Origin of the sequence: Dorea sp. BIOML-A1 (assembly GCF_009875615.1) — a bacterium.
In the GTDB taxonomy this organism is placed as follows: Bacteria; Bacillota; Clostridia; order Lachnospirales; family Lachnospiraceae; genus Dorea_A; species Dorea_A amylophila.
Genome location: NZ_WWSA01000013.1, coordinates 12,068 through 31,673, shown reverse-complemented (window position 1 = coordinate 31,673; position 19,606 = coordinate 12,068). Strand labels below are relative to the sequence as shown.

At 43.8% G+C, this 19,606-nt stretch carries 15 protein-coding genes, 1 tRNA gene and 1 pseudogene; 2 read left to right on the top strand and 15 right to left on the bottom strand.

Annotated features, from left to right (window positions below; genetic code table 11):
* Positions 1 to 96: 96 nt before the first annotated feature.
* Positions 97 to 744 carry an epoxyqueuosine reductase QueH gene (locus GT508_RS06975; RefSeq protein ID WP_161143859.1) on the bottom strand — a complete coding sequence of 216 codons (648 nt, stop codon included), beginning with the start codon at positions 742 to 744 and terminating at the stop codon, positions 97 to 99.
* Positions 745 to 887: 143 nt separating this feature from the next.
* On the opposite strand from GT508_RS06975, the gene GT508_RS06970 reads away from it, so the two are divergent.
* Complete coding sequence (locus tag GT508_RS06970; protein WP_161143858.1) at positions 888 to 1,682, top strand: ABC transporter ATP-binding protein; 795 nt, start codon at positions 888 to 890, stop codon at positions 1,680 to 1,682.
* Positions 1,660 to 2,541 carry an ABC transporter permease gene (locus GT508_RS06965; RefSeq protein ID WP_330419042.1) on the top strand — a complete coding sequence of 294 codons (882 nt, stop codon included), beginning with the start codon at positions 1,660 to 1,662 and terminating at the stop codon, positions 2,539 to 2,541. Before GT508_RS06970 ends, GT508_RS06965 begins: the two co-directional genes overlap by 23 nt.
* Before the next feature lie 41 nt (positions 2,542 to 2,582).
* Here GT508_RS06965 and GT508_RS06960 read toward each other — a convergent pair whose 3' ends face one another.
* The 14 genes and pseudogenes from GT508_RS06960 to GT508_RS06895 all read right to left on the bottom strand — a co-directional run bounded on the left by GT508_RS06960 (position 2,583) and on the right by GT508_RS06895 (position 19,605).
* Positions 2,583 to 5,351: a response regulator gene (locus GT508_RS06960; RefSeq protein ID WP_161143857.1), complete on the bottom strand. Its 2,769-nt coding sequence runs from the start codon at positions 5,349 to 5,351 to the stop codon at positions 2,583 to 2,585.
* A 51-nt stretch (positions 5,352 to 5,402) separates the two neighbouring features.
* Positions 5,403 to 5,576 (bottom strand): annotated as a pseudogene (locus GT508_RS06955) (response regulator); the annotation flags it as partial.
* 68 nt (positions 5,577 to 5,644) lie between these two features.
* Positions 5,645 to 6,316, bottom strand: coding sequence for a DUF4956 domain-containing protein (locus GT508_RS06950; RefSeq protein ID WP_055282628.1), 672 nt, complete (start codon positions 6,314 to 6,316; stop codon positions 5,645 to 5,647).
* The gene (locus GT508_RS06945; protein WP_118697987.1) at positions 6,313 to 7,062 is read right to left on the bottom strand and encodes a polyphosphate polymerase domain-containing protein; all 750 of its coding nucleotides are present in this window, start codon (positions 7,060 to 7,062) and stop codon (positions 6,313 to 6,315) included. The genes GT508_RS06950 and GT508_RS06945 overlap by 4 nt, the downstream gene beginning before the upstream one ends.
* Positions 7,052 to 8,830 carry a CotH kinase family protein gene (locus GT508_RS06940; protein ID WP_243144088.1) on the bottom strand — a complete coding sequence of 593 codons (1,779 nt, stop codon included), beginning with the start codon at positions 8,828 to 8,830 and terminating at the stop codon, positions 7,052 to 7,054. The genes GT508_RS06945 and GT508_RS06940 overlap by 11 nt, the downstream gene beginning before the upstream one ends.
* Positions 8,817 to 10,286 carry an exopolysaccharide Pel transporter PelG gene (gene pelG, locus GT508_RS06935; RefSeq protein ID WP_055282631.1) on the bottom strand — a complete coding sequence of 490 codons (1,470 nt, stop codon included), beginning with the start codon at positions 10,284 to 10,286 and terminating at the stop codon, positions 8,817 to 8,819. The genes GT508_RS06940 and pelG overlap by 14 nt, the downstream gene beginning before the upstream one ends.
* On the bottom strand, positions 10,267 to 11,691 hold the full coding sequence (pelF, locus tag GT508_RS06930; protein ID WP_161143856.1) for a GT4 family glycosyltransferase PelF: 1,425 nt from the start codon (positions 11,689 to 11,691) through the stop codon (positions 10,267 to 10,269). The genes pelG and pelF overlap by 20 nt, the downstream gene beginning before the upstream one ends.
* A gap of 39 nt (positions 11,692 to 11,730) precedes the next feature.
* Positions 11,731 to 13,575: a DUF2194 domain-containing protein gene (locus tag GT508_RS06925; RefSeq protein WP_243144086.1), complete on the bottom strand. Its 1,845-nt coding sequence runs from the start codon at positions 13,573 to 13,575 to the stop codon at positions 11,731 to 11,733.
* Positions 13,563 to 14,456 carry a hypothetical protein gene (locus tag GT508_RS06920; RefSeq protein WP_161143855.1) on the bottom strand — a complete coding sequence of 298 codons (894 nt, stop codon included), beginning with the start codon at positions 14,454 to 14,456 and terminating at the stop codon, positions 13,563 to 13,565. The genes GT508_RS06925 and GT508_RS06920 overlap by 13 nt, the downstream gene beginning before the upstream one ends.
* Positions 14,453 to 16,564 (bottom strand): NAD(P)-dependent oxidoreductase, encoded by a 2,112-nt coding sequence (locus GT508_RS06915; protein ID WP_161143854.1) that lies wholly within the window; start codon positions 16,562 to 16,564, stop codon positions 14,453 to 14,455. Before GT508_RS06915 ends, GT508_RS06920 begins: the two co-directional genes overlap by 4 nt.
* A 245-nt stretch (positions 16,565 to 16,809) precedes the next feature.
* Positions 16,810 to 17,256 carry a prepilin peptidase gene (locus tag GT508_RS06910; protein ID WP_161143853.1) on the bottom strand — a complete coding sequence of 149 codons (447 nt, stop codon included), beginning with the start codon at positions 17,254 to 17,256 and terminating at the stop codon, positions 16,810 to 16,812.
* Positions 17,257 to 17,290: 34 nt separating this feature from the next.
* On the bottom strand, positions 17,291 to 18,412 hold the full coding sequence (locus tag GT508_RS06905; protein WP_161143852.1) for a ComEC/Rec2 family competence protein: 1,122 nt from the start codon (positions 18,410 to 18,412) through the stop codon (positions 17,291 to 17,293).
* A gap of 144 nt (positions 18,413 to 18,556) precedes the next feature.
* A tRNA-Thr gene (locus tag GT508_RS06900) sits at positions 18,557 to 18,629 on the bottom strand.
* A gap of 82 nt (positions 18,630 to 18,711) precedes the next feature.
* Positions 18,712 to 19,605, bottom strand: a complete 894-nt coding sequence (locus GT508_RS06895) for a mechanosensitive ion channel family protein (RefSeq protein ID WP_118377887.1) — start codon at positions 19,603 to 19,605, stop codon at positions 18,712 to 18,714.
* Position 19,606 lies beyond the last annotated feature (1 nt).

Sequence of the window (19,606 nt, the reverse complement as noted above, 5' to 3'; positions counted from 1 at the left end):
AAAGCAAATATTATTGCAGAAATTTACATATTTATTCACCCTGAAACGTGATTTTTTTCTTAATCCATGCATTTTTCTGATTCCATTTATGCATTTTCACTGTTCTTTTCGTGCCTGCTGTTCTTCCATGCGCTGGCGCATGGAGAATTCACAGCCACAGTAATCCTGCCGGTAAAGCCCGTACTGTGCGGATAATTCTACGGACCGCTTATATCCGTTCTTCTTTTTGAAATCTGACGTCAGATATGCCACGCCATACTCTTCTGCAAGTTTTAATCCAATCTCATTCAATTTTGCTGCATTCTTAAGCGGGCTGATGCTGAGCGTCGTCGTGAAGTACTCATATCCTCCGGCTTTTGCAATCTCTGCGGCCTCTCTTAAGCGGAGTTCATAGCATTTGAAGCAGCGCACGCCGCCTTCTTTTACTTCTTCCAGTCCCTTTGCCATCGCATAGAATTTCTCTTTCTCATAGCTGCCCGCAATGAACTGCACCGGATATTTCGTATGCATCGCCCCGATCAGTGTCTGCTGTTCGATGATGCGCTTGCTGTATTCACTCTCCGGGTAAATGTTCGGGTTGTAATAAAGTACCGTAATCCTGAAGTAATTGCTTAAGTATTCCAGCACATAACTGCTGCACGGGGCGCAGCAGCTGTGAAGCAGAAGCGTCGGGACTTTTTCTTCTTTTTGCAGATCAGTAATTAATCTATCCAGTTCTTTTTGATAATTTATTTTTTGTAACATGTAATGACCTCTCCTGGTGTGTTAATGTCTTTCTGGCATTTCCATATCAGCATTTTACCACACACACCACATTTATTCACCTGTTTTCTGTCTGCGGCATATCTTACTTATATAGGTTATTTTTCGCTTGTAGGAGGTCTTCTATGGAACCGGTTCGGGAACAGATTTTAAATCTACAGCACATTTCTTACACGTATCATACTCTGCAAGGGGAGACCCTGGCTCTGTCTGATATCTCATTTTCATTGAAAAAAGGCGAATTTGCCGCCATTGTGGGCCCCTCCGGGTGTGGCAAATCCACACTGCTTTCGCTGATCTGCGGACTGCTGCCTTGTACAGAGGGGCAGATTAAGCTCAACGGAAAGCCTTTGAAAGAAAGCACGACAAATGTCGGCTATATGTTACAGCACGATGAACTCTTTGAATGGCGCACGATTTATAATAACGTAGTCCTTGGGCTGGAAGTCCAGCACGCACTGACAGCGCGTACAAAGCAACGGGCACATGAGCTTCTTGACATCTATGGACTCGGTGACTTTAAGAATGCAAGGCCTTCGGAGTTGTCCGGCGGGATGCGGCAGCGTGCTGCCCTGATCCGCACACTCGTCCTGGAGCCGGAGCTTCTTCTTCTGGATGAACCTTTTTCCGCCCTGGACTATCAGACCAGACTTCAGGTTGGCGATGACATCGGGCAGATCATCCGGAATGAAGGAAAATCTGCACTTTTGGTCACGCATGACCTGTCGGAAGCGATCTCTCTTGCCGACCGTGTGATCGTGCTTTCCAGCCGGCCGGCAACGATCCGGCAGACAATTCCGCTTATCTTCCGCCTGGATCATGATACTCCGCTGAAGCGCAGGAGTACGCCGGAATTCAAGAATTATTTTAATCTGATATGGAAGGAGCTGAATGAAGATGAACCGAATGTCAAAGACTGAGATTCCTGCTGCCTCTGGCACAAATATCACTTCCAATGCAAGTGCCATCTCTACCGCCGCCTCATCTTCTACAGCGCAAAGAACCTTTTTATCAAAGTACCGGCTGCACAAAAAGTTCGTAGCTGCTGCCCGGGTTCTCCTTCTGGTTGTCTTCCTGTCTGTCTGGGAACTGACCGCCTCACATCAAATCATCGATTCTTTTATCTTTAGCAGTCCTTCTAAGATTGCCCGGTGTTTTCTCGACATGGTCGCAGACCGCAGCATCTTCCTGCACCTTGGCGTCACCTTATATGAGACGATCGTAAGTTTCCTTCTGGTTATCGTCTTCAGTATCCTGACGGCGGTGCTTCTGTGGTTCAGTAAGAAGCTTTCAGAAATCCTGGAGCCGTATCTGGTTGTTCTAAACAGTCTGCCAAAATCCGCCCTGGCCCCGCTTCTCATCGTATGGCTCGGTGCCACACGTACCACCATCATTGTTGCCGGTATGTCGGTGGCTATCTTCGGAAGCATCCTGAATCTGTATACCAGTTTTATGTCCGCGGATCCGGGAAAGATGACGCTGATCTATACACTTGGCGGGAAACGGCATCAGGTACTGACTAAAGTTGTGCTTCCAAGTTCGATTCCGGCGATCATCAGCAATATGAAGGTAAATATCGGATTGTGTCTGGTCGGGGTGATCATTGGGGAATTTCTTGCTGCGAAAGAAGGGCTGGGGTATCTGATTATTTATTCCAGTCAGGTGTTCAAAATGGATTGGCTCCTCATGAGCATCTGTCTTCTCTGCCTGTTTGCCATGTGTTTGTATGCACTCATCAATCAGCTTGAATCCTGCTACCTAAAAAGAAATAAGAGATGAGCCTCTCCGTTCATCTCTTATTTCTCCTCATTCCCTTCATCTCATCGTAAAGCTGAAAGAATGGTTTTCTTAACCTTTTCTGCATCAACAGGCTTTGCGATATGTCCGTTCATTCCTTTTTCAAATGCCTTTTTTCTATCTTCCTCAAATGCATTGGCTGTCATAGCTATGATCGGAATAACGGCTTTTTTCTTATCTTCCAGCCTTCTGATTGCCTGAGTTGCCTTATAGCCATCCATGTTCGGCATCTGGATATCCATAAGGATCAGATCGTAGGTCCCTGCCGGTTTCTGTTCCATCCTTGCCACACATTGAACTCCATCCTCAACACGATCGACCATAAGTCCCATATCCTCCAGGATAAACTCTGCGATTTCCGCATTCAGGTCATTATCCTCAGCCAGCAGAACATATTTTCCGCTGATCCTGTCTGTTTCCTCTGTATCCGGGGACGGATCCGTAACCTGCTCGTAGTAACCCTTATCAGCAATCCTGTATTCCATGATAACTGTAAATTTGCTTCCTTCTCCCAGCTTACTTTCTGCTTTAATGGTTCCGCCCATCATATCAACATATTTCTTTATGATCGGCATTCCCAGACCTGTTCCTGCAACCTTTGCGGCTGTTGTATTGCGTTCCCGGGCAAAAGCCTCAAACAGGGATGGCAGGAATTCTTCACTCATTCCAATACCGGTATCAATTACCTGAGTCTGTATCCTCACATAGTCTTTCCTGTCACAGTCAAGCTCTGTAATCCTTATGGTAACTGCTCCCCCTGAAGCTGTATATTTTACCGCATTGCTGATCAGATTGAGGAAAATTTCCCTGTTCTTTGTCTCATCGCAGATTACATGTTCATGCTGCACCTCATATTCCATCTCAAGGTGAATACCCTTTTTCTCCGCTTCTGCCTGGAAAATTTTGTAAACTCCCTGATAAACATCTCTGATCTTCACATAATTCTCATCCAGTTCCATCTTACCGCTTTCAATTTTGGCCATGTCCAGCACATTATTGATAATAGACAGCAGCAGATTTCCGGACTGTTCCATCTTCTCCTGATAATCCAGAAGCTTTGGATCTGTCAGTTCCCTTTTCATCAGCTCGTTGTATCCCAGCAGGGCATTCATCGGTGTACGGATATCATGTGACATATTGAAAAGAAAATCCGATTTGGCAGCATTAGCCTTTTCTGCCTGAATCTGGGCTTTCCTTGCTTTCATCATCAGGTAAACTATAATCAGTATAATAACCAGGGTCACACTTACAAAACTCATGGAAACTACCCGCAAATTATCCTTTATGTATTCTGCCAGAGTAACCCTTCCCGGTGCGTTTTCATATACAGAAAACAGGCCTGAAAGTCTGGAAGCAGGCAGAGTCTGGATGGTTTTATTCAGGATATTCATTAATGTTATATTTTCCCTGGTGACTGCAAAGCAAGAATCGCCGGGTTTCGTAAGAAAAACGCTGTACATTTTGCTGTTTGCCAGCGTCTTTAATGACTGTCCTGCCTTCACAACAAAGCAGTCTGCCTCACCACTGCGAACTGCTTTCTCAACCTCAGCAGATGAATCATATTCCTTTATTTTCCAGAAAGGATAATTAAAAGAAATATACCACTTTCCCAGCAGGTTATTTCTGCTCACCGCCACTGTGTTTTTCCTGTTTTCATCAAACTTTTCAACACCGGTGAGCACTGCAACATTGACTTCAAAAACAGTATTTGACAATATAATGCCGTTCTGCTCAGCTTCATATGGATTCTGGTTCATATGAAAAATCATATCAATCCTGTTATCCTTTAATGCCTGCAGTTCTTCCTCCTGGGAATCAAAGCCTGTCGTCTGAAATTCTATGCTTTTTTCTCCCATACAATCGGAAGCCAGACTGATATAATCGTTAATAATTCCTACCGGTTTCTCTGACTCTGCATCCACCCGGCTGATACCTACATCACTTTTCAAATATCCAACCCTGACCGCCCCATGCTCCTCCAGCCAGTTCTGTTCCTCATCCGTAAGAGTTTCAATGGAATTTGCGGAGAGATACCTCTTATAAAGATCTTCTGTATAAAAAGGATTCTCCTTTTCTATCCTCTGCATTGCCTGATCCAGCTTCTTTTTCAGATCCGGACGTTTTTTGCTAACTGCAAAATAATTATAGGAACTGCCGATCAGAAGCACAGGAGAAATGTTGTCTCTTTCCCACTGTGGAGACTCATTTAAAACAAATCCGTCAATTTTCTGATTTTGTAGTTTCTGACGGGCATCATCTGTACTGGTAATATCAACCTGCTGCGTGTTTACTCCATGGCTTTTCTCCCACTCACAGAACCGACTGGCAGAAAGTGTATCCGGCACCACCCCGATCCTCTTCCCATTCAATGTAGTCAGATCTGAAGCCGAGATATCTGTATCAGAAGGATTTATATAAAGGTAATACTTATCCTCGCCCATGGGCAGTTCTGAAAAGAGCATGGAAGCAGAACGTTCCTCTGCATAGGACATATCTCCCATCAGATCGATTTCTCCATTTTTCAGCATACTCATCAGTTCTGCCCAGTTTCCCTCCACATATTCATATTTCCATCCTGTATGCGCAGCCACTGCCTGCTGATATTCGTAACTGTAGCCTCTTTTCTCACCGTTTGGTTCTGTGGTATTATAGGTCCCTTCATACCAGCCTACTCTGACTGTCCGGTTTTTTTCTTCCTCTGCTGATACAGGAAAGGGAAACACAGTAATATATAAAACAAGGCATAATAAAATACAGATATATCTCTGTACATTTATCTTAAATTTTTTCATATAATTCTCTCCAAATTAAGTACTGCTTTTTCAGCGCACTGTGGACATTAATTACAGCCAGTTTTCCAGAACATCATTCAGCTTATTCATATCAAGTGGTTTTGCGATATGTTCATTCATTCCTGTATTTTTGGCCAGCTGTACATCTTCTGCAAAAGCATTGGCAGTCATGGCAACAATCGGGATCGTCTCAGCATCTGGATGTTTCAGTGACCGGATTGCACTTCCATCCATTCTGTCCACGAAAGGGAATATATATTCTTAATGAATCAACCAGTTATAGTTTTTTCATTTTATCCGTGATACTCTCCATTATACTGGATCAATGTAATATCTTCTACATTTGTGATCTTCCGGATCTTCTCTGTGAAATCAAGATCATTCTGCCGACAGAATACCTCAACTGCCATCTCTGTTTTCTCCCCACGCATCGTCTTTGACTTTATGAAGTATTTCATTCTGCCAAAGCTGCGGATGATCTCATCACCGGCTTCATCTCCCTGATAATGGATCACGGCGATATAGATTCTGCCTTTCTGCTGCTTATGATAAAACAGATAAATCATAATGATCATAACCGCTGCTGCAATCAGTGCCAACGGATACATTCCCGCTCCAGTCGTGATACCTGTCGTGATCGCCCAGAAAAGATAGAGCAGATCCATCGGATCCTTCACCGCCGTACGGAAACGTACGATAGACAATGCACCGACCATACCAAGGGAAATCACGATATTCGTACTGATTGCCAGAGTAACCATGCAAGTGAGAAGTGTCATGCCGACCAACGTAACTGCAAAGCTCCGAGAGAAGATCACCCCTACATAAAACTTGCTATAAACCATATAGATCACTGCTCCGAGAAGCAACGCCACGATCAGCGAAATTGCCATCTTCGGTGCATTAAAGCTGTCAAATACGCCGGATTCCAGCACCGACTTCTTAATCATATCTTGTATACTCATAATAGTTTTCTCTCCTGTGTTTCATTCCAATATTCAAATCCATGCAAATACTGCGATTTTTCATAACAAAGTACATATTTTGATACTGCTGTGAATTCCTGTGCATTTGGTGGAAGCAAGTCACGCACGATCTGTGGAAGCATCTCTGTGAATTTCACTTCCATAACCAGTTTCCCCGGTTCAAGCACCGGAAGTGTCGGAAGGGACGGATCAAAGATGTCATAACTTCCGACCGCAGCCCTCACATCACTGTCAAATGTAATCCTGACTGTCCCCTCATCCATGATCCACGGTACACGGTCATAGTCAACGATCGTGCGTGGACGCATGAGATTGCTGACACATTCCACATAAAATTCTCTGCACAATGAATACGGACTGCTTAACAAAAATTTATAATCTCCATCAAGGATCTTATAGAATTCTTCCTTTGTCAGCGGAGCACTTTCTTTATAAATATAACTTCCGAATTTCTTCTTCCGCTCCAGCTTGATCGAACGGTCACTACAATCATAAATACGGATCCTGTATTTTTTTCGCATCAGGACACCAGATTCCTTTTCCGCATAAGCGCTGTTGAAATAATCTTCAAAATAGAGGCTGCGGATCATATAACCATTTCCCTTTGCATTTGGATCCTTTTTCAGCAAATGCTTCATCCTCAGCTCCAGCAATTCTTTCTCACTGGTACTGATCAGATATTTCCATTCATTACGGAAGCGTTCTTTTGATAAATCATTCCTCATAAATATCTTCCTCAACATTTTGGCCGCCTGTAATGTAGAAACATTTCATACCATAATTCTTTCCAGCGTCTGTTACATAATAATCAAAAGCATCCTGCGTCTGTCCAGATGTATTTGTCGCACGGATACGCACAAAATACTGACCATCTGCCGGAACTGTAGTCTCCGCTTCCGGAATTTGAATATTATCCTTACGAAATACAATCTCATTAAACTTATAATCTTTTGCCAGTTCAACTGTGTAAGTGATCGTCTCTGCATCAAAGTCATACGATGCGTCCCAGTTGAACTTCAAAATATTTCCCTTGATCACCGGTTTTCCGATATAAAACGGCAGTGGCTTTTCCAGGCTCTCCTTATAAAGTTCATAATTTTGTTCTACCTCTGAAGGGATTGCCGATGCAATTGTTTCATACTTCGCTTCAGTCAACGGTGCATACATCTGGTCCGGCATCTGATTTAAATACTTCTGAGTAACTGTACGATATTCCTCTATCATACTACTGATCCGATCCACACTGAGATAGGATCTCAGCTCCTGGATCGCCGCGTCAAGTTCCTCACGGAAATCCTCGGACTGCAGACATCTTTGAAAAAGAACATTTCCCCAGTAATTGCTGACTCCACATTCCCAACTTCCCTGATCGAAACGATTCTGAATGTTGTATTCGGTTCTCATGAAAGAGCCGTCATTATCCCACGCGATCAGATACCATGTGTCCGAATTCTGTGGACTATATAAATATGTATTACGATTCTGTGTATCTACATTTCCGGTCAGTATCTGATACGCCATCCAGTACGTCAGATTTTCTCTGTCAAAATATTGATCCAGGATATCACCAATCGATTTTGAATTATCATTCAGATCCGTAAGCATATCGATCAATTTTGTATGGTCAGAATCTCCTTTGATCTCCAGAAGCTCTTCAAAGGCTTTCTGGTCATAGGTCGGATCGTCTTCTTTTTTTATTACATCTTCATAACGGAAAAACTCAAACGAATTGATTTTATATAACTGTCCTTTCGAGTCCATTCCGTGATTCTCCATTCCTGTCTTGTTCAGCTGTTCTACCTGTGTGTACAATCCATAATCCTGAAACTCTGCGCTGTTTCCTTCGGTAAGATCTCTTACATATAAATGTACGAACTGAGTTCTAAGTGACATCAGCTGCGGTATCCCTTTCAGAAGATCGTAGGACAGCTTATTACGGAAACGCATTCCATCTGTCTGATGTTTATTCAGATTGATCGTGCGCTGTCCACGCCAGGTTCCCTTATTCTTCTTCAGCTCAATCTTATAGTTTTTCTGCGAATTACGGCTCGATGTCTGTCCTCTGATCTGCACGGTAGCATTCGGCACATTTTCACCATATCCAACCTCTCCGCTCTGCGGACCTGACTCATCACCAACCTGAAGAAGCGCCACTGTCTGGTAACGTTCTACTCCCATCTTGTCATAATCATAGGCCGAATAACTGTTGATCTCCTTCCAGGTATGAGCCGTTCCCTCTGAAGAATTTCCACGGGAAACGGTGAGATACATCGTCACAACACTTGTCTCGTCATCATTTTCATAGAGACTATCCTTATCCCTGAGGTGAACGTCGTTGATATCCTGTGTCTCTGCCTTTTTTATCTCTTCCTGTTGTTCTGTCTGTTTCTTTGAAGTATCCCCTGTTTTCTCCGGGGTGGTACATCCCGTCAGGCAACAGGACATTCCTAATAAAAGGGCACATCCCAACGCAAGTAATTTATATTTTTTCAAGCTTATCTCCCCTCTCTATTTTCTCTTCCAAAAAGCATCCAAGCCGTGTGAAGAAACCTGTTTTATCCTCTGCCACAATCGGCTGTACACTCAAAATATAATACGGAAGTTTTTTTATAAAATATCCAAGACGCAGTGTACAGATCAAAAAGAACACTGCACTTCCCAGTAAAAATCCAAACCCATAATACACCTGTGGGAAGAATAAAGACACACAGGTAAATGTCGTCGTACATGCGGCGAACATTCCTGTTGCAAATAATGCTCCCTTGTAATCTGTAAAATAAAGTAAGATCAACATCATTGTGTTAGCAATTGCATAGAGTCCATAGCCGACACAAAGTGTCCTAAAATATCCTTCCATAAGATCATTAAATCCAAGCGGAAGATATGTCAGAAGCAGCTGTCCGATCGAAATCGCCAGTGCCGTTGTAAGTAGCTGCTTTAACGCCGTATATTTCAGCTCCATGTTTAAAACCTTTCTCATCTCATTTCCCGCCTGCAGGATATCCTTGATTTCTCCCTTGTCATTAAACAAACTATAATAATTCCGATATTTCGGATAGAAATTCACTTCCACAGATACAACGAAATTAACGGTTGTAATAAGAATCGTCAAATAGGCGATCATCGCAGGTACATCATGATACGGTGCACCATAAAATAATCCCTGAACATGTACACGGATCGGTCCGCACCACATGATAACAAGATGTGCAAATAGTCCGATGTTCGTGAACAAGCCTGTAAACGCAAGCGGAAGGAACTGATCCACCCAGCGTAAAAAGAAAAATGCACTGATCTCTCTCTGCGGAAAATAACGGTACAACAGCGTCACATCCCAAAGCAGCATGATTCCATAACCGATCGTAACTGCGATCATCAACGCCTCTACATGTGGAATCCCAATCAGGATCAATAGGAATCCGACCAACAATGATACCGCTACCGCTGTGATAAATGAAATAAGAATCCCTTTGTAATCCTTGATCGCTGTCAGATAACTCATCGCATTCCAGGTGACGATCAATTCTCCGAAAAACTCCAGGCACAAAAACTGATCGATCAGATTGATTCCTGAAAACAGAAGAAAAATCCCATACATGATTCCGCCGACTACAAGCAGGAGCGCTGTTGAACCCCAGAAAGAAGAAAGCACCGCCTCGTGGCGTTCTTCATACAGCATATCCGCAATATATCTCGTCACGACCATAGAGAAGAAACTAGTCACGGTCAGCGAAGCGAGAAGTGTGTAAGTAATCATACAGTTCAGAAGTTCCCGGTTATGTCTCGTCGCACCGGTATGATCGCAGATAAAAGCGATTCCTACCAACAGCACGATACCAAGCAGCATCGGACCTGTACAGATCACTCCTGCATACCCATACGCTTTTGCCGTCGCTGCAAGTCCGCGCTTCTGGAATAATTTTTTTAACTCAAATCCGATTCCGGCCATCTGCCTCTTCCACCTCCTGATACATCTTCCGGTACTTTTCAATCATTTCTTCTTTTCGATAATATGCTTTCACTCGTTTCTGTGCATTCTCCCCCATGCGGAGTCTCCGAGCTCTGGAAGCGCACATCCGATCCATTGCCTGCGCGAGCCCCTCTCGATACATCGGTGGAACACAATATCCTGCTTTTCCGTATCGATCCTCCTCGTTACCATTCAGAAGTTCCCTGCAGCATCCTACATCTGTAGTCACACAAGGCCGCCTTGCAGCAAATGATTCTAAAACAGACAGCGGCTGTCCTTCCGATATACTCGTCAAAATTGTAAAGTCCAGCTTCTCCATATAAGAGATGATATCCACTCGTCCTGTAAAGATCACATTTTCCAGATGAAGCTGATCGACCAGCGCATAGCACTCCTGCGCATACTCCTCATCATCGACGCCTCCCATAATGTGGAGACGCACATGCTCTCTTGTCGTGCAAAGCTCATAAAACGCATAGATCATCGTCTTGATATCCTTGATCGGTGCCAGACGCACGATCGCACCGATGTCAACCCATCCGTCTTCCTCTTTCAATGGAATAGGGGAAAGCCTTTCATAGTTGATTCCGTTCTCAACGACACGACATTTCTCCTTGTCACATCCCATCTGGATCTGTGCATGCATGGCATTGGTAAATAATGCTGAGACTAGAAACGCTCTCGTATAAATAATATCCGACAGCATATAGAAGAAAGAAATCCACTGCTTTTTAAATGCCGGCTGTACCCATTTTGCACGAATGATCTCTTCTTCACGCTCTCTTGTGTATATTCCATGCTCTGTCAGCAGCACTTTCTTCTTATAAACATGCCCGCCCAGGCATGCAAGAAGTCCGCCATATCCTGTACAGATTGCATGATAGACATCTGCCTTGGGCACTTCACTTCCCATTAGATAAAGGACCGGAAGCAGCATAGAACGCATTGTGTGAAATGCATCCGCAAACGGAGTATATGGATAATCTTTTATACAGCACTCCGTCAATATATTCAGGAATTCCTCACTTCTTAAAAAAGACATAGGATTCAGCTTCTGGTCATGATAGAGCCGAAACAAGATTTCCCAATTCGGGCGTCTACACAGCATCAGCTCTTTCAGGCTGTTCGTCTCTTCCTCTGTAAAGGCATGAAGCATTTTTCCAGAATCCTTTAGTCGCAAAGCGTCATCCAGAAAGACCTCGTGAACTTCTACAACATTTTTCGGAAGCTCGTAGACAAATTTCCCTTTATCCTTCGCATTTGCCCCAATCACCCACAGAACAAACTCATGCTCTTTCATTTCATTGATATACTGGTGCATCCAGGTGGATACACCTCCAAATATGTAGGGATAACACCCCTCCAATATGAGACAGATTCTCACAATTAACTCCTTATCTGTCGCGTGTTACCGCTTTGTATTTCAATCTTCTAATTTCTCAATAGTTACTGTTGGTTCCTTTGCCTGAAGCAGATAGAGATTTCCTGTCAGATGTGTAAGTTTTCCTCCCGAAACTTCACCCGGTGTTCCTTCATTGATCCTCACCATAAAATATGCTTCATCATAGAAGTTTTTAAGCTTCAATTCTATAGACCGCTCTGTCACTGTCTTTGTGAATGTAACCGCTCCATAACGCTGGATCGCACCGGATAGTTCTGAACCGGTGAGTTGTCTCAAGGACGGTGCCGAATCCACCAGCCAGTCCATATAATCAGCGAGGTTGCCCTTCATCTTTTCCCAGCCAAGCGCCGCACCGCGGTCTTCGTCCAGAAGATCATCCGGATGAATAAAATGACTGTTCACAAAATGCATATTTAATTCCGACAGTGCCGCCATCTTCATATAATTATCGATAATTGCACCGGAGATGATACGCGGCTGTTCTACAATCCCATCCTTTGCAACTTCAAATTCCTGCACATACGCAAACTCACCGGTGAAATAATTACTGGCGATCGTCCGGATCTCCGGGAAATCTTTCGCGAGCATCTCCCTTCCTTCTGCTGACAATACATTGGACGGCGGTACATAGACTGACATTGATACACCGGGAAATGTATCCTCTCCAAAATGGATCAATTCTTTTACAGCCTTTTTCATGGCCGCCTCATTTTTCCATGTATCATACGGAAGCGCGTCACCATAATCTACATTTGAAAGACTCAACGGCTGATGATTGTATCCATGATACCCGAGTTCTCCACCTTGATGAAGCAGCATATTTCCAAAATACTGAAAACGTCTGGTATCCTTCTGTTTCTTAATCGTTCCATCCGTCGCATCCTCATAATTTTCAATAATCACACCGGTATAGCGAACGTTGTGATCAGATGCAAGCTCCTGCATATCCGGCCACCACACATCCATATAGAAATCACTAATGCTCATTCCATAGTCCCGCTTCACATAAGTACCATCTCCCTCCGGAACCGGTGACGGAAAGTCATCCAGATAAAATGCTGATCCATTGATCACCGGATAAACCCCCACATCAGTAAGGAGACTGTAGGAAGCCGCATAGAATCCACGCACCGCTTTCTCATACAGTCCAAAGTTGTCTACTACAAACTTCCCTTTTCCATATTGGTTCTCCCAAATGACAGGCTGACCGTTTTTTCCATTGACACGCGCATAAACCTTCGCATTCTCACTCAGCTGCACTGCCCAGGCAGAGTCATACGGATCCGTGATTGCATAAGCCTGTCCGCCGCCAAGCATAAATTCCGGTTCAAAATAAATACTGTCTACACGTATATTGTCATATCCGGAAGAAACGATTCCAAGCTTCTGCTCAATCACTGATGAATACGCTGTTTTCTGAAGTGTCAGGGCAAAAAGTACATTCCCACCCTCTGACACCCAATCACACAGTTCCATAAGATTCTCTTTCAACGGACTTACATCGCTCAGTAATACAACAACCGTTTCATAAGCATGATAATCTGGAATAGAGGATGCACTCTGCAGGTCTACCACATCTGTTCCAACCTTCATATCTTTAAAAATTTGTTGAAACTGCTCCCATGCAGCCACACTCGCCTCATCTTCACTGTTACGAAGTACCAGACAGGTCTTCGGCAGTGATTTCGCAGCCATCTGTTCCGTAACCACTTCTTCCCGACTGAGATATGCGACTTTTCTGTTTTTTTCAGTATATTGAATTCCACTTCGTTCAGCAAAAAGGAAGACCGCGATCATCAGAAATACACCCAGGATCACCAGCATACTTTTAAACGGAAATGTTTTCAATGATTTTAATCCAGCCAAAAAGCCAATACCTCCTTACTCTTAGACGACAGATAGATCTGCTCCTCTTTCATCTGTCTTAAACACTGCTGCAACTCCGCTCCCTTTTTTCGTTCTGCCAGATACCGGATCTTCAAAATCCAGAACTCCTCTTTCCGATGCCATTTCTGATCCATCAGCCCTAGAATCTCTTCCGCCTGAACATAATCTCCTGTTTTCATCAGATTTTGGAACAGACGCACACATGTGGAAAGCGTCGTTTTCACCTTCAGCTTTTGTCTTAAAAGACGGATATAACGTTCCCTCTGTTCTCTCTCCATCTGGGCTTCCAGAATCCCCTGATTCAGATACTCTTCCATAAAATCACAGTACTGCTCCAGGATCTCCGGATCGTCCGGTGATGCCTCATACAGCTTCTCCATCTTCTGCAAACGAAAATCATATTCCTTGGAAAGTTCAACCATGGCTGTGATCGCATAATGGACAACCTCTACATCTTCATTCATGCGGGCCTGTTTCAGAAGATCCATATATTCTTCCGGATCATCATTTAACACATCCATGATCAGTTCACGGCGCACTCCCGGTTCGTTAATCAAAAGTGCTTCCTCTAACGGAACGATCTTTTTGTCCGTATCCGAAACTGCCTGAAAAATATTTTTATAAATCTCTTCATTTACACGAAGCTTTTCCACTCCCGGTTCTATCCTATTGTTTCTTCTGGTCAGCATTTGCAAATGCAAAAGCAGCACGCACACTGTTCCCCAGAAAGGAACGAAGATCACAAGTGCCATCAGATATTTTTTCACCTTCAGCAGATGTGTCTTTATCCCCAGCCAGACCAGCACACAGCAGACAATATGTAACAGGATCAGGAATACTCCAAGCACTGTCTGAATCATAATTTTTCTCCTGTATTTGCATTCTCCATGGTATCGATCTCATGACAGACGAAGCCGTTATTTTCCAGTCTTGCAAGAATGATCGGCAAGGAACTTCTGTCCGTCTGTGAAAGAATGAGGAAGAGCTCTCCTTTTTCAGAAATCCCCCTGACATCATTTTCACGGACCGAAGCCTGTAGCGCTGTGTCTGCCTCTTCCAGTGTCATCTTCGGATACTCCAGCTTCAAAAGCACATAGGATGCCCGATTCTCCTCCCTCATAGAATGGAAGGAATACAGCCGTTCTTCAAAATACTCCTGCTTCAATATACGTGTACCCTGCACGTACTGCCTGTTCTTGATTGCCTCCTGATATTCCAGTGCGCGCAAAAGTGCTGTTTCTACCAGACCGCAGAGAATCTGGAACAGATTCAGATAATAGAGGGAAAGCTGTTCATTTCCCACTTCCTGAATGAAAATCAGCATCACGAGCTCTCCATCCTTGTGAATCCCGTTCATATACATCGGATAGCCGTCCAGGAAATTCCGGTTTACCCACACCTTTCCGGACACAATCGTCTCTTTCGCTTCCAGATAATCATCCAGACAAATGGATTTTTTCAACACATCTGTCATTCCCTGGGATGCGATCTCAAGACGTCCATATCTCTGATTCTTTCCAACTGAATAAATCGCAAATGTATGATTCTCAAGAACTGATTCCATCACATGCAGAGTTTCAATAAAAAGCTCCTGCGGAAGAATGATATCCAGTTTTTTCGTAATATCAAAAATCTTACCAAAGCTGTCACGGCTTCCCAGAATCTGCTTCTTGTACTGCCGTTTATCAGAAAGCGTCTCCTGATACATTTCTCTCATAAACAGAAATTTATCCAGGATCAGTTTATTCTCCTCTTTCATGAATTGAATATTATCTCTGTTTTTCAGTCGGATGTAACCACAGATCGCGCCGACTGCAAAATAGAAGATAAACGGAATCCAGTTCGAAGGTTCGTAGAAAAGTGTCGTCCAGCCGATCCCGGTTTTCGTATATGCTGCCAGCAATGAAAGTGTTTCCAGCCCCGCTGCCGCAAGCCCGTAATTAATGCCGTACAGACTGCTGAACAGCACGATGTAAACAAGCCTCAGATCGATCATCTGAAACTGCACCTGATTTCCCGCCACCCGGTTCAGTGCTTCAAAAACAAAAAATGTGAGCAGCAATTCCGCGATTTTCACGATTTTATCATGTACTTTCAAAAAAGTTTTTACTACATCGATCTTCCGTGTCTTATGGTTCGTTTTCTCACAATAATCCTCATAAATTTCTGTGAGTTCCTCCAAAAGAGAAATCTTCGGAAACCAACCGTATTCATTTCTCAGAACGTGGTCATCAGATATCCCATCCCGGATCAGCACCTCTGACAAATAGGTAATGTTTGCAGCCGGAAACATCTGTGCCAGTCTCTCCCCGAACTGTTGAAAAGTAAAATGAAATACCTGCGGAACCTGAAGACAGGCGCTCCCCTCTCCCCAGTTATCAAAAATCTTGTATAATAAATCCCCAAGATCACTCAAAGCAAGAAAATGCATCTCCTGTGCCGGTGCTTCTTCAAATGTAATCTGCTTCTTATTGATCACAGTTGAGAACAGCTTGAAAAAATAATCCTCCTCATAAGTACCGGAATAAAGATACGGCACACGCAGAATCTTGACAGCGATCTGATGCAGTTCACCGTATTGCCTGCAGAACTCTTCTGCCGAGCGGACCATCAGCGTCTTTCCTGTTGTATCTTCATATAAACTATCCGGTCCTGTAATATACAGAAGCCTGGAATTCAGATTCCCCTTATAGTAATGTAATAGTTTGCGTAAAGTCTCAATCTCACCCTCCATCGTCCCATGAAATGTAAGATAATTAGAAAAATAAATCACTCCCTCAAATTCATACGTCTTGAAAATGTCTTTGAATTCTTCCTCCGTCTTCGGCATCGGGTATACCGATAAGCTCTTATTGCGATTTGACTTTTGTTCAGTCTCTCCAAGAAGAAGGATCTGACACTCAGGGAAAGCCTCCTCGATAAATTCTGTTGTAATATATCCGATATTTCCGGTCACCAGTAATTTCATACGTCACCTCGTAATCATATATTGCGCATTTCTATCATTTCCAAACTATCATTTATGCAGAAGGTGTATTTTCTTTTATCCTCTTTTTGTCTTTATACATCTTCTCGGCAGCACAATGGATCAGCTCCGGCAGATTCTTTTCCTCTGCATCTTTGTCCCACGCTTGATACTTAACGCTCCCATTTATCTATATTCTCCTCTAATTGTGTCTAAAAATATACTCTCCAATATAATATACTACCATATCAACTAATTGAAGTCCATAATTTCATTCCAATAATTCCCATAACAAGAAAGGGACCAAGAGCAAAACTGTCCTTTCGTCCCATCTTTCCTGCTGCCAGCATCATGCTTACATATATACCGCTCAATATGATTCCCAGCATTCCTGCATATGTGATAATTTTCACGCCGTTCAGGAAACCGGATACCGCCATCAGCTTTATATCGCCGCCTCCAAATCCGCCTTTTAACAGAACTGTCAACACCAGCATTGGTACTGCAATGACCACAGCGCCCAGACACCGTTCCTGGACAGACACTCCCACACGGAATAACATTTCCATACAGGCAAGTGTCAGGATTCCTATATGTGTCCACGGCTCAATGATCTGATATTTCCAGTCCGCATAAGCAATACGGCATAAAATCATCAGGTAAACAACCGTAATTCCATACTCTGTAATTTTCAAACATTCCTTTCCGTTTTCTCACTGTTTATCTCATTTAGTAACATTTCTTACATGGTTCAAGTCCCTGCGCTTCCGCTTCTTCCCGGGTTTCTTCTTTTGCCGTATTCGGATTCATATTGCCACAGTGATTCGTCTTGTGGTATTTGTTTCCTGTCGCAGACACCCATACATGCTCTCCTGTTGCTGTCTTTGATGCCTCCTGCTGTACTTCCGACGTACTCTGCGTTCCCTGATCCGAATCGTCTCCCGGTGTATAGTCATTACACGGTTCCGCACTCCAGTTCAGATTCGTGCCGTCGCTGGTCACAACGATCGTTCCTTGCTTATCCGTCCTGTATACCTGGATGTCCATACTCTGGAGCTTATCCATGGTATCTTTGTCCGGATGTCCATATTTATTATTCGTTCCGCAACTGATCACCGCATATTCCGGCACTGTCTTCTGAAGAAAATCCCATGAGGTCGCTGTTGCAGATCCGTGATGCCCCGGGACAAGCACATCACAACTTAAGTCGATACCGGAATTACACATTGCTGCTTCGCTTTCGTGCTCCGCATCTCCGGTAAATACAAAGCTGTTTTCACCATTCATCAACTTGATTGCTACTGAATTATTGTTGCTTCCCTTCGCCTCTATCGTCTTCGGTGCAAGGATCTCGAATGAGCCTCTTCCAAATTTATACGTCTTTCCAACCGCCGGATGTTGCATCTTAAGTCCATCGGATTTGACTGCTTTCACAAATGACTGATACAGCTTGCTCGTATGCACATAGTTGCTGGATATGACATTTTTCACATCAAATGCATTCAGGCATCCAATCAGTCCTGCCATATGATCTGCATCGTAATGGCTGCTGATCAGGTAATCAATTTTCGATACGCCATGTTCTTTCAGATAGGATACTACGAATCTTGAAGTCTTCCTGTCCCCACCGTCATAAATCATCGTCTTTCCTTCCGACTGGGCCAGAATAGACAGTCCCTGTCCTACGTCGAGGAAATGTACCTTCATCTCACCGGATTGTGTGACCGCATTCTTTTCTGCCGCCTGCACCGGCATCCGGATTCCGACACCTGCCATTGCAAGCACCATAAGCAGCTGTATCAACGCTGCTGCCAGCCGCTGTCTCCATGTTTGTTTCCATATTTGTTTCATCTGTGTCTTCCCCTTTCACATCCACATATTTATTATACACGAAATCCCTCACTCTGTGTATCCGGACAATTTCTTATCCGAACAGTTACTTTTACATACTCAGGCAAAAAAATAGAACCCTTTTCCAAGGATTCTAAAAAAATAAGCTGGAAATCGGACTTGAACCGACGACCCCTTCATTACGAGTGAAGTGCTCTACCGACTGAGCTATTCCAGCATGTGTCTGTGACAGCCACGTCTATAATTATACCGCATTTTATTATATTTGCAAGTACTTTTTCAGGAAAATGTGTAGTGAATTACACATTTTCCTTCATATGCACTGCCATCTGCGGATACGGAATCTCAATTCCATTTTCATCCAGCAGGATCTTGATCTCTTCGAGCAGTCTCCATCTGGTTTCCCAATATTCCTCATTCTTCACCCATGCACGGATTCCCAGTACAACCGCACTGTCTGCCAGCTCATGAACAAATACATTGATCTGTTCGTTCTTGATGATACATTCATCTTTGATCAGCAGATTTTCGATCACTGATTTTGCCTGTCGGATATCCGCATCATAAGAAATACCCACACGCAGATCAAGCTGCCTTTCATCTTTTGCCGTTGCATTGGTAATACTGTTGTTGGTCAGCATTCCATTCGGGATTACGATTGTCTTGTTATCGATCGTACTGAGCTTGGTATAGAAGATCTGGATCTCTTTTACGGTTCCTTCTTTTCCGTTGCTATCCTCGATAATATAATCTCCGACTACAAACGGTTTTAATAAAAGGATCAAGACTCCGCCTGCAAAGTTCGAAAGACTTCCCTGTAATGCAAGACCGATTGCCACACCGCCGGATGCCAGTACTGCCGCCACGGATGTTGTATCGAATCCAAGGCTGGAGATCAGACTGAAGACAAGCAGGGCATACAGTCCGTATTTCAGCAGGGAATCTACAAACTGCTCCACTCCTTTGTCCGCACCGGAGCGCTCAAAGGAACGTCTGACGATCTTCCTGATCCACCGGATCACCAGCCGTCCGACAAAGAATGCCACCAATGCCGCCAGCACTTTCAATCCGAACGTGATCAGTTCCGGTATGCTGTCCTGTACATATTGTGTCAGCTGATTAACCTGTTTGACCGCTTCCTGGGTCGCATCGGTTACTTCCTGCGTCGTATCTGCAATTGTTGTATCTGTCATA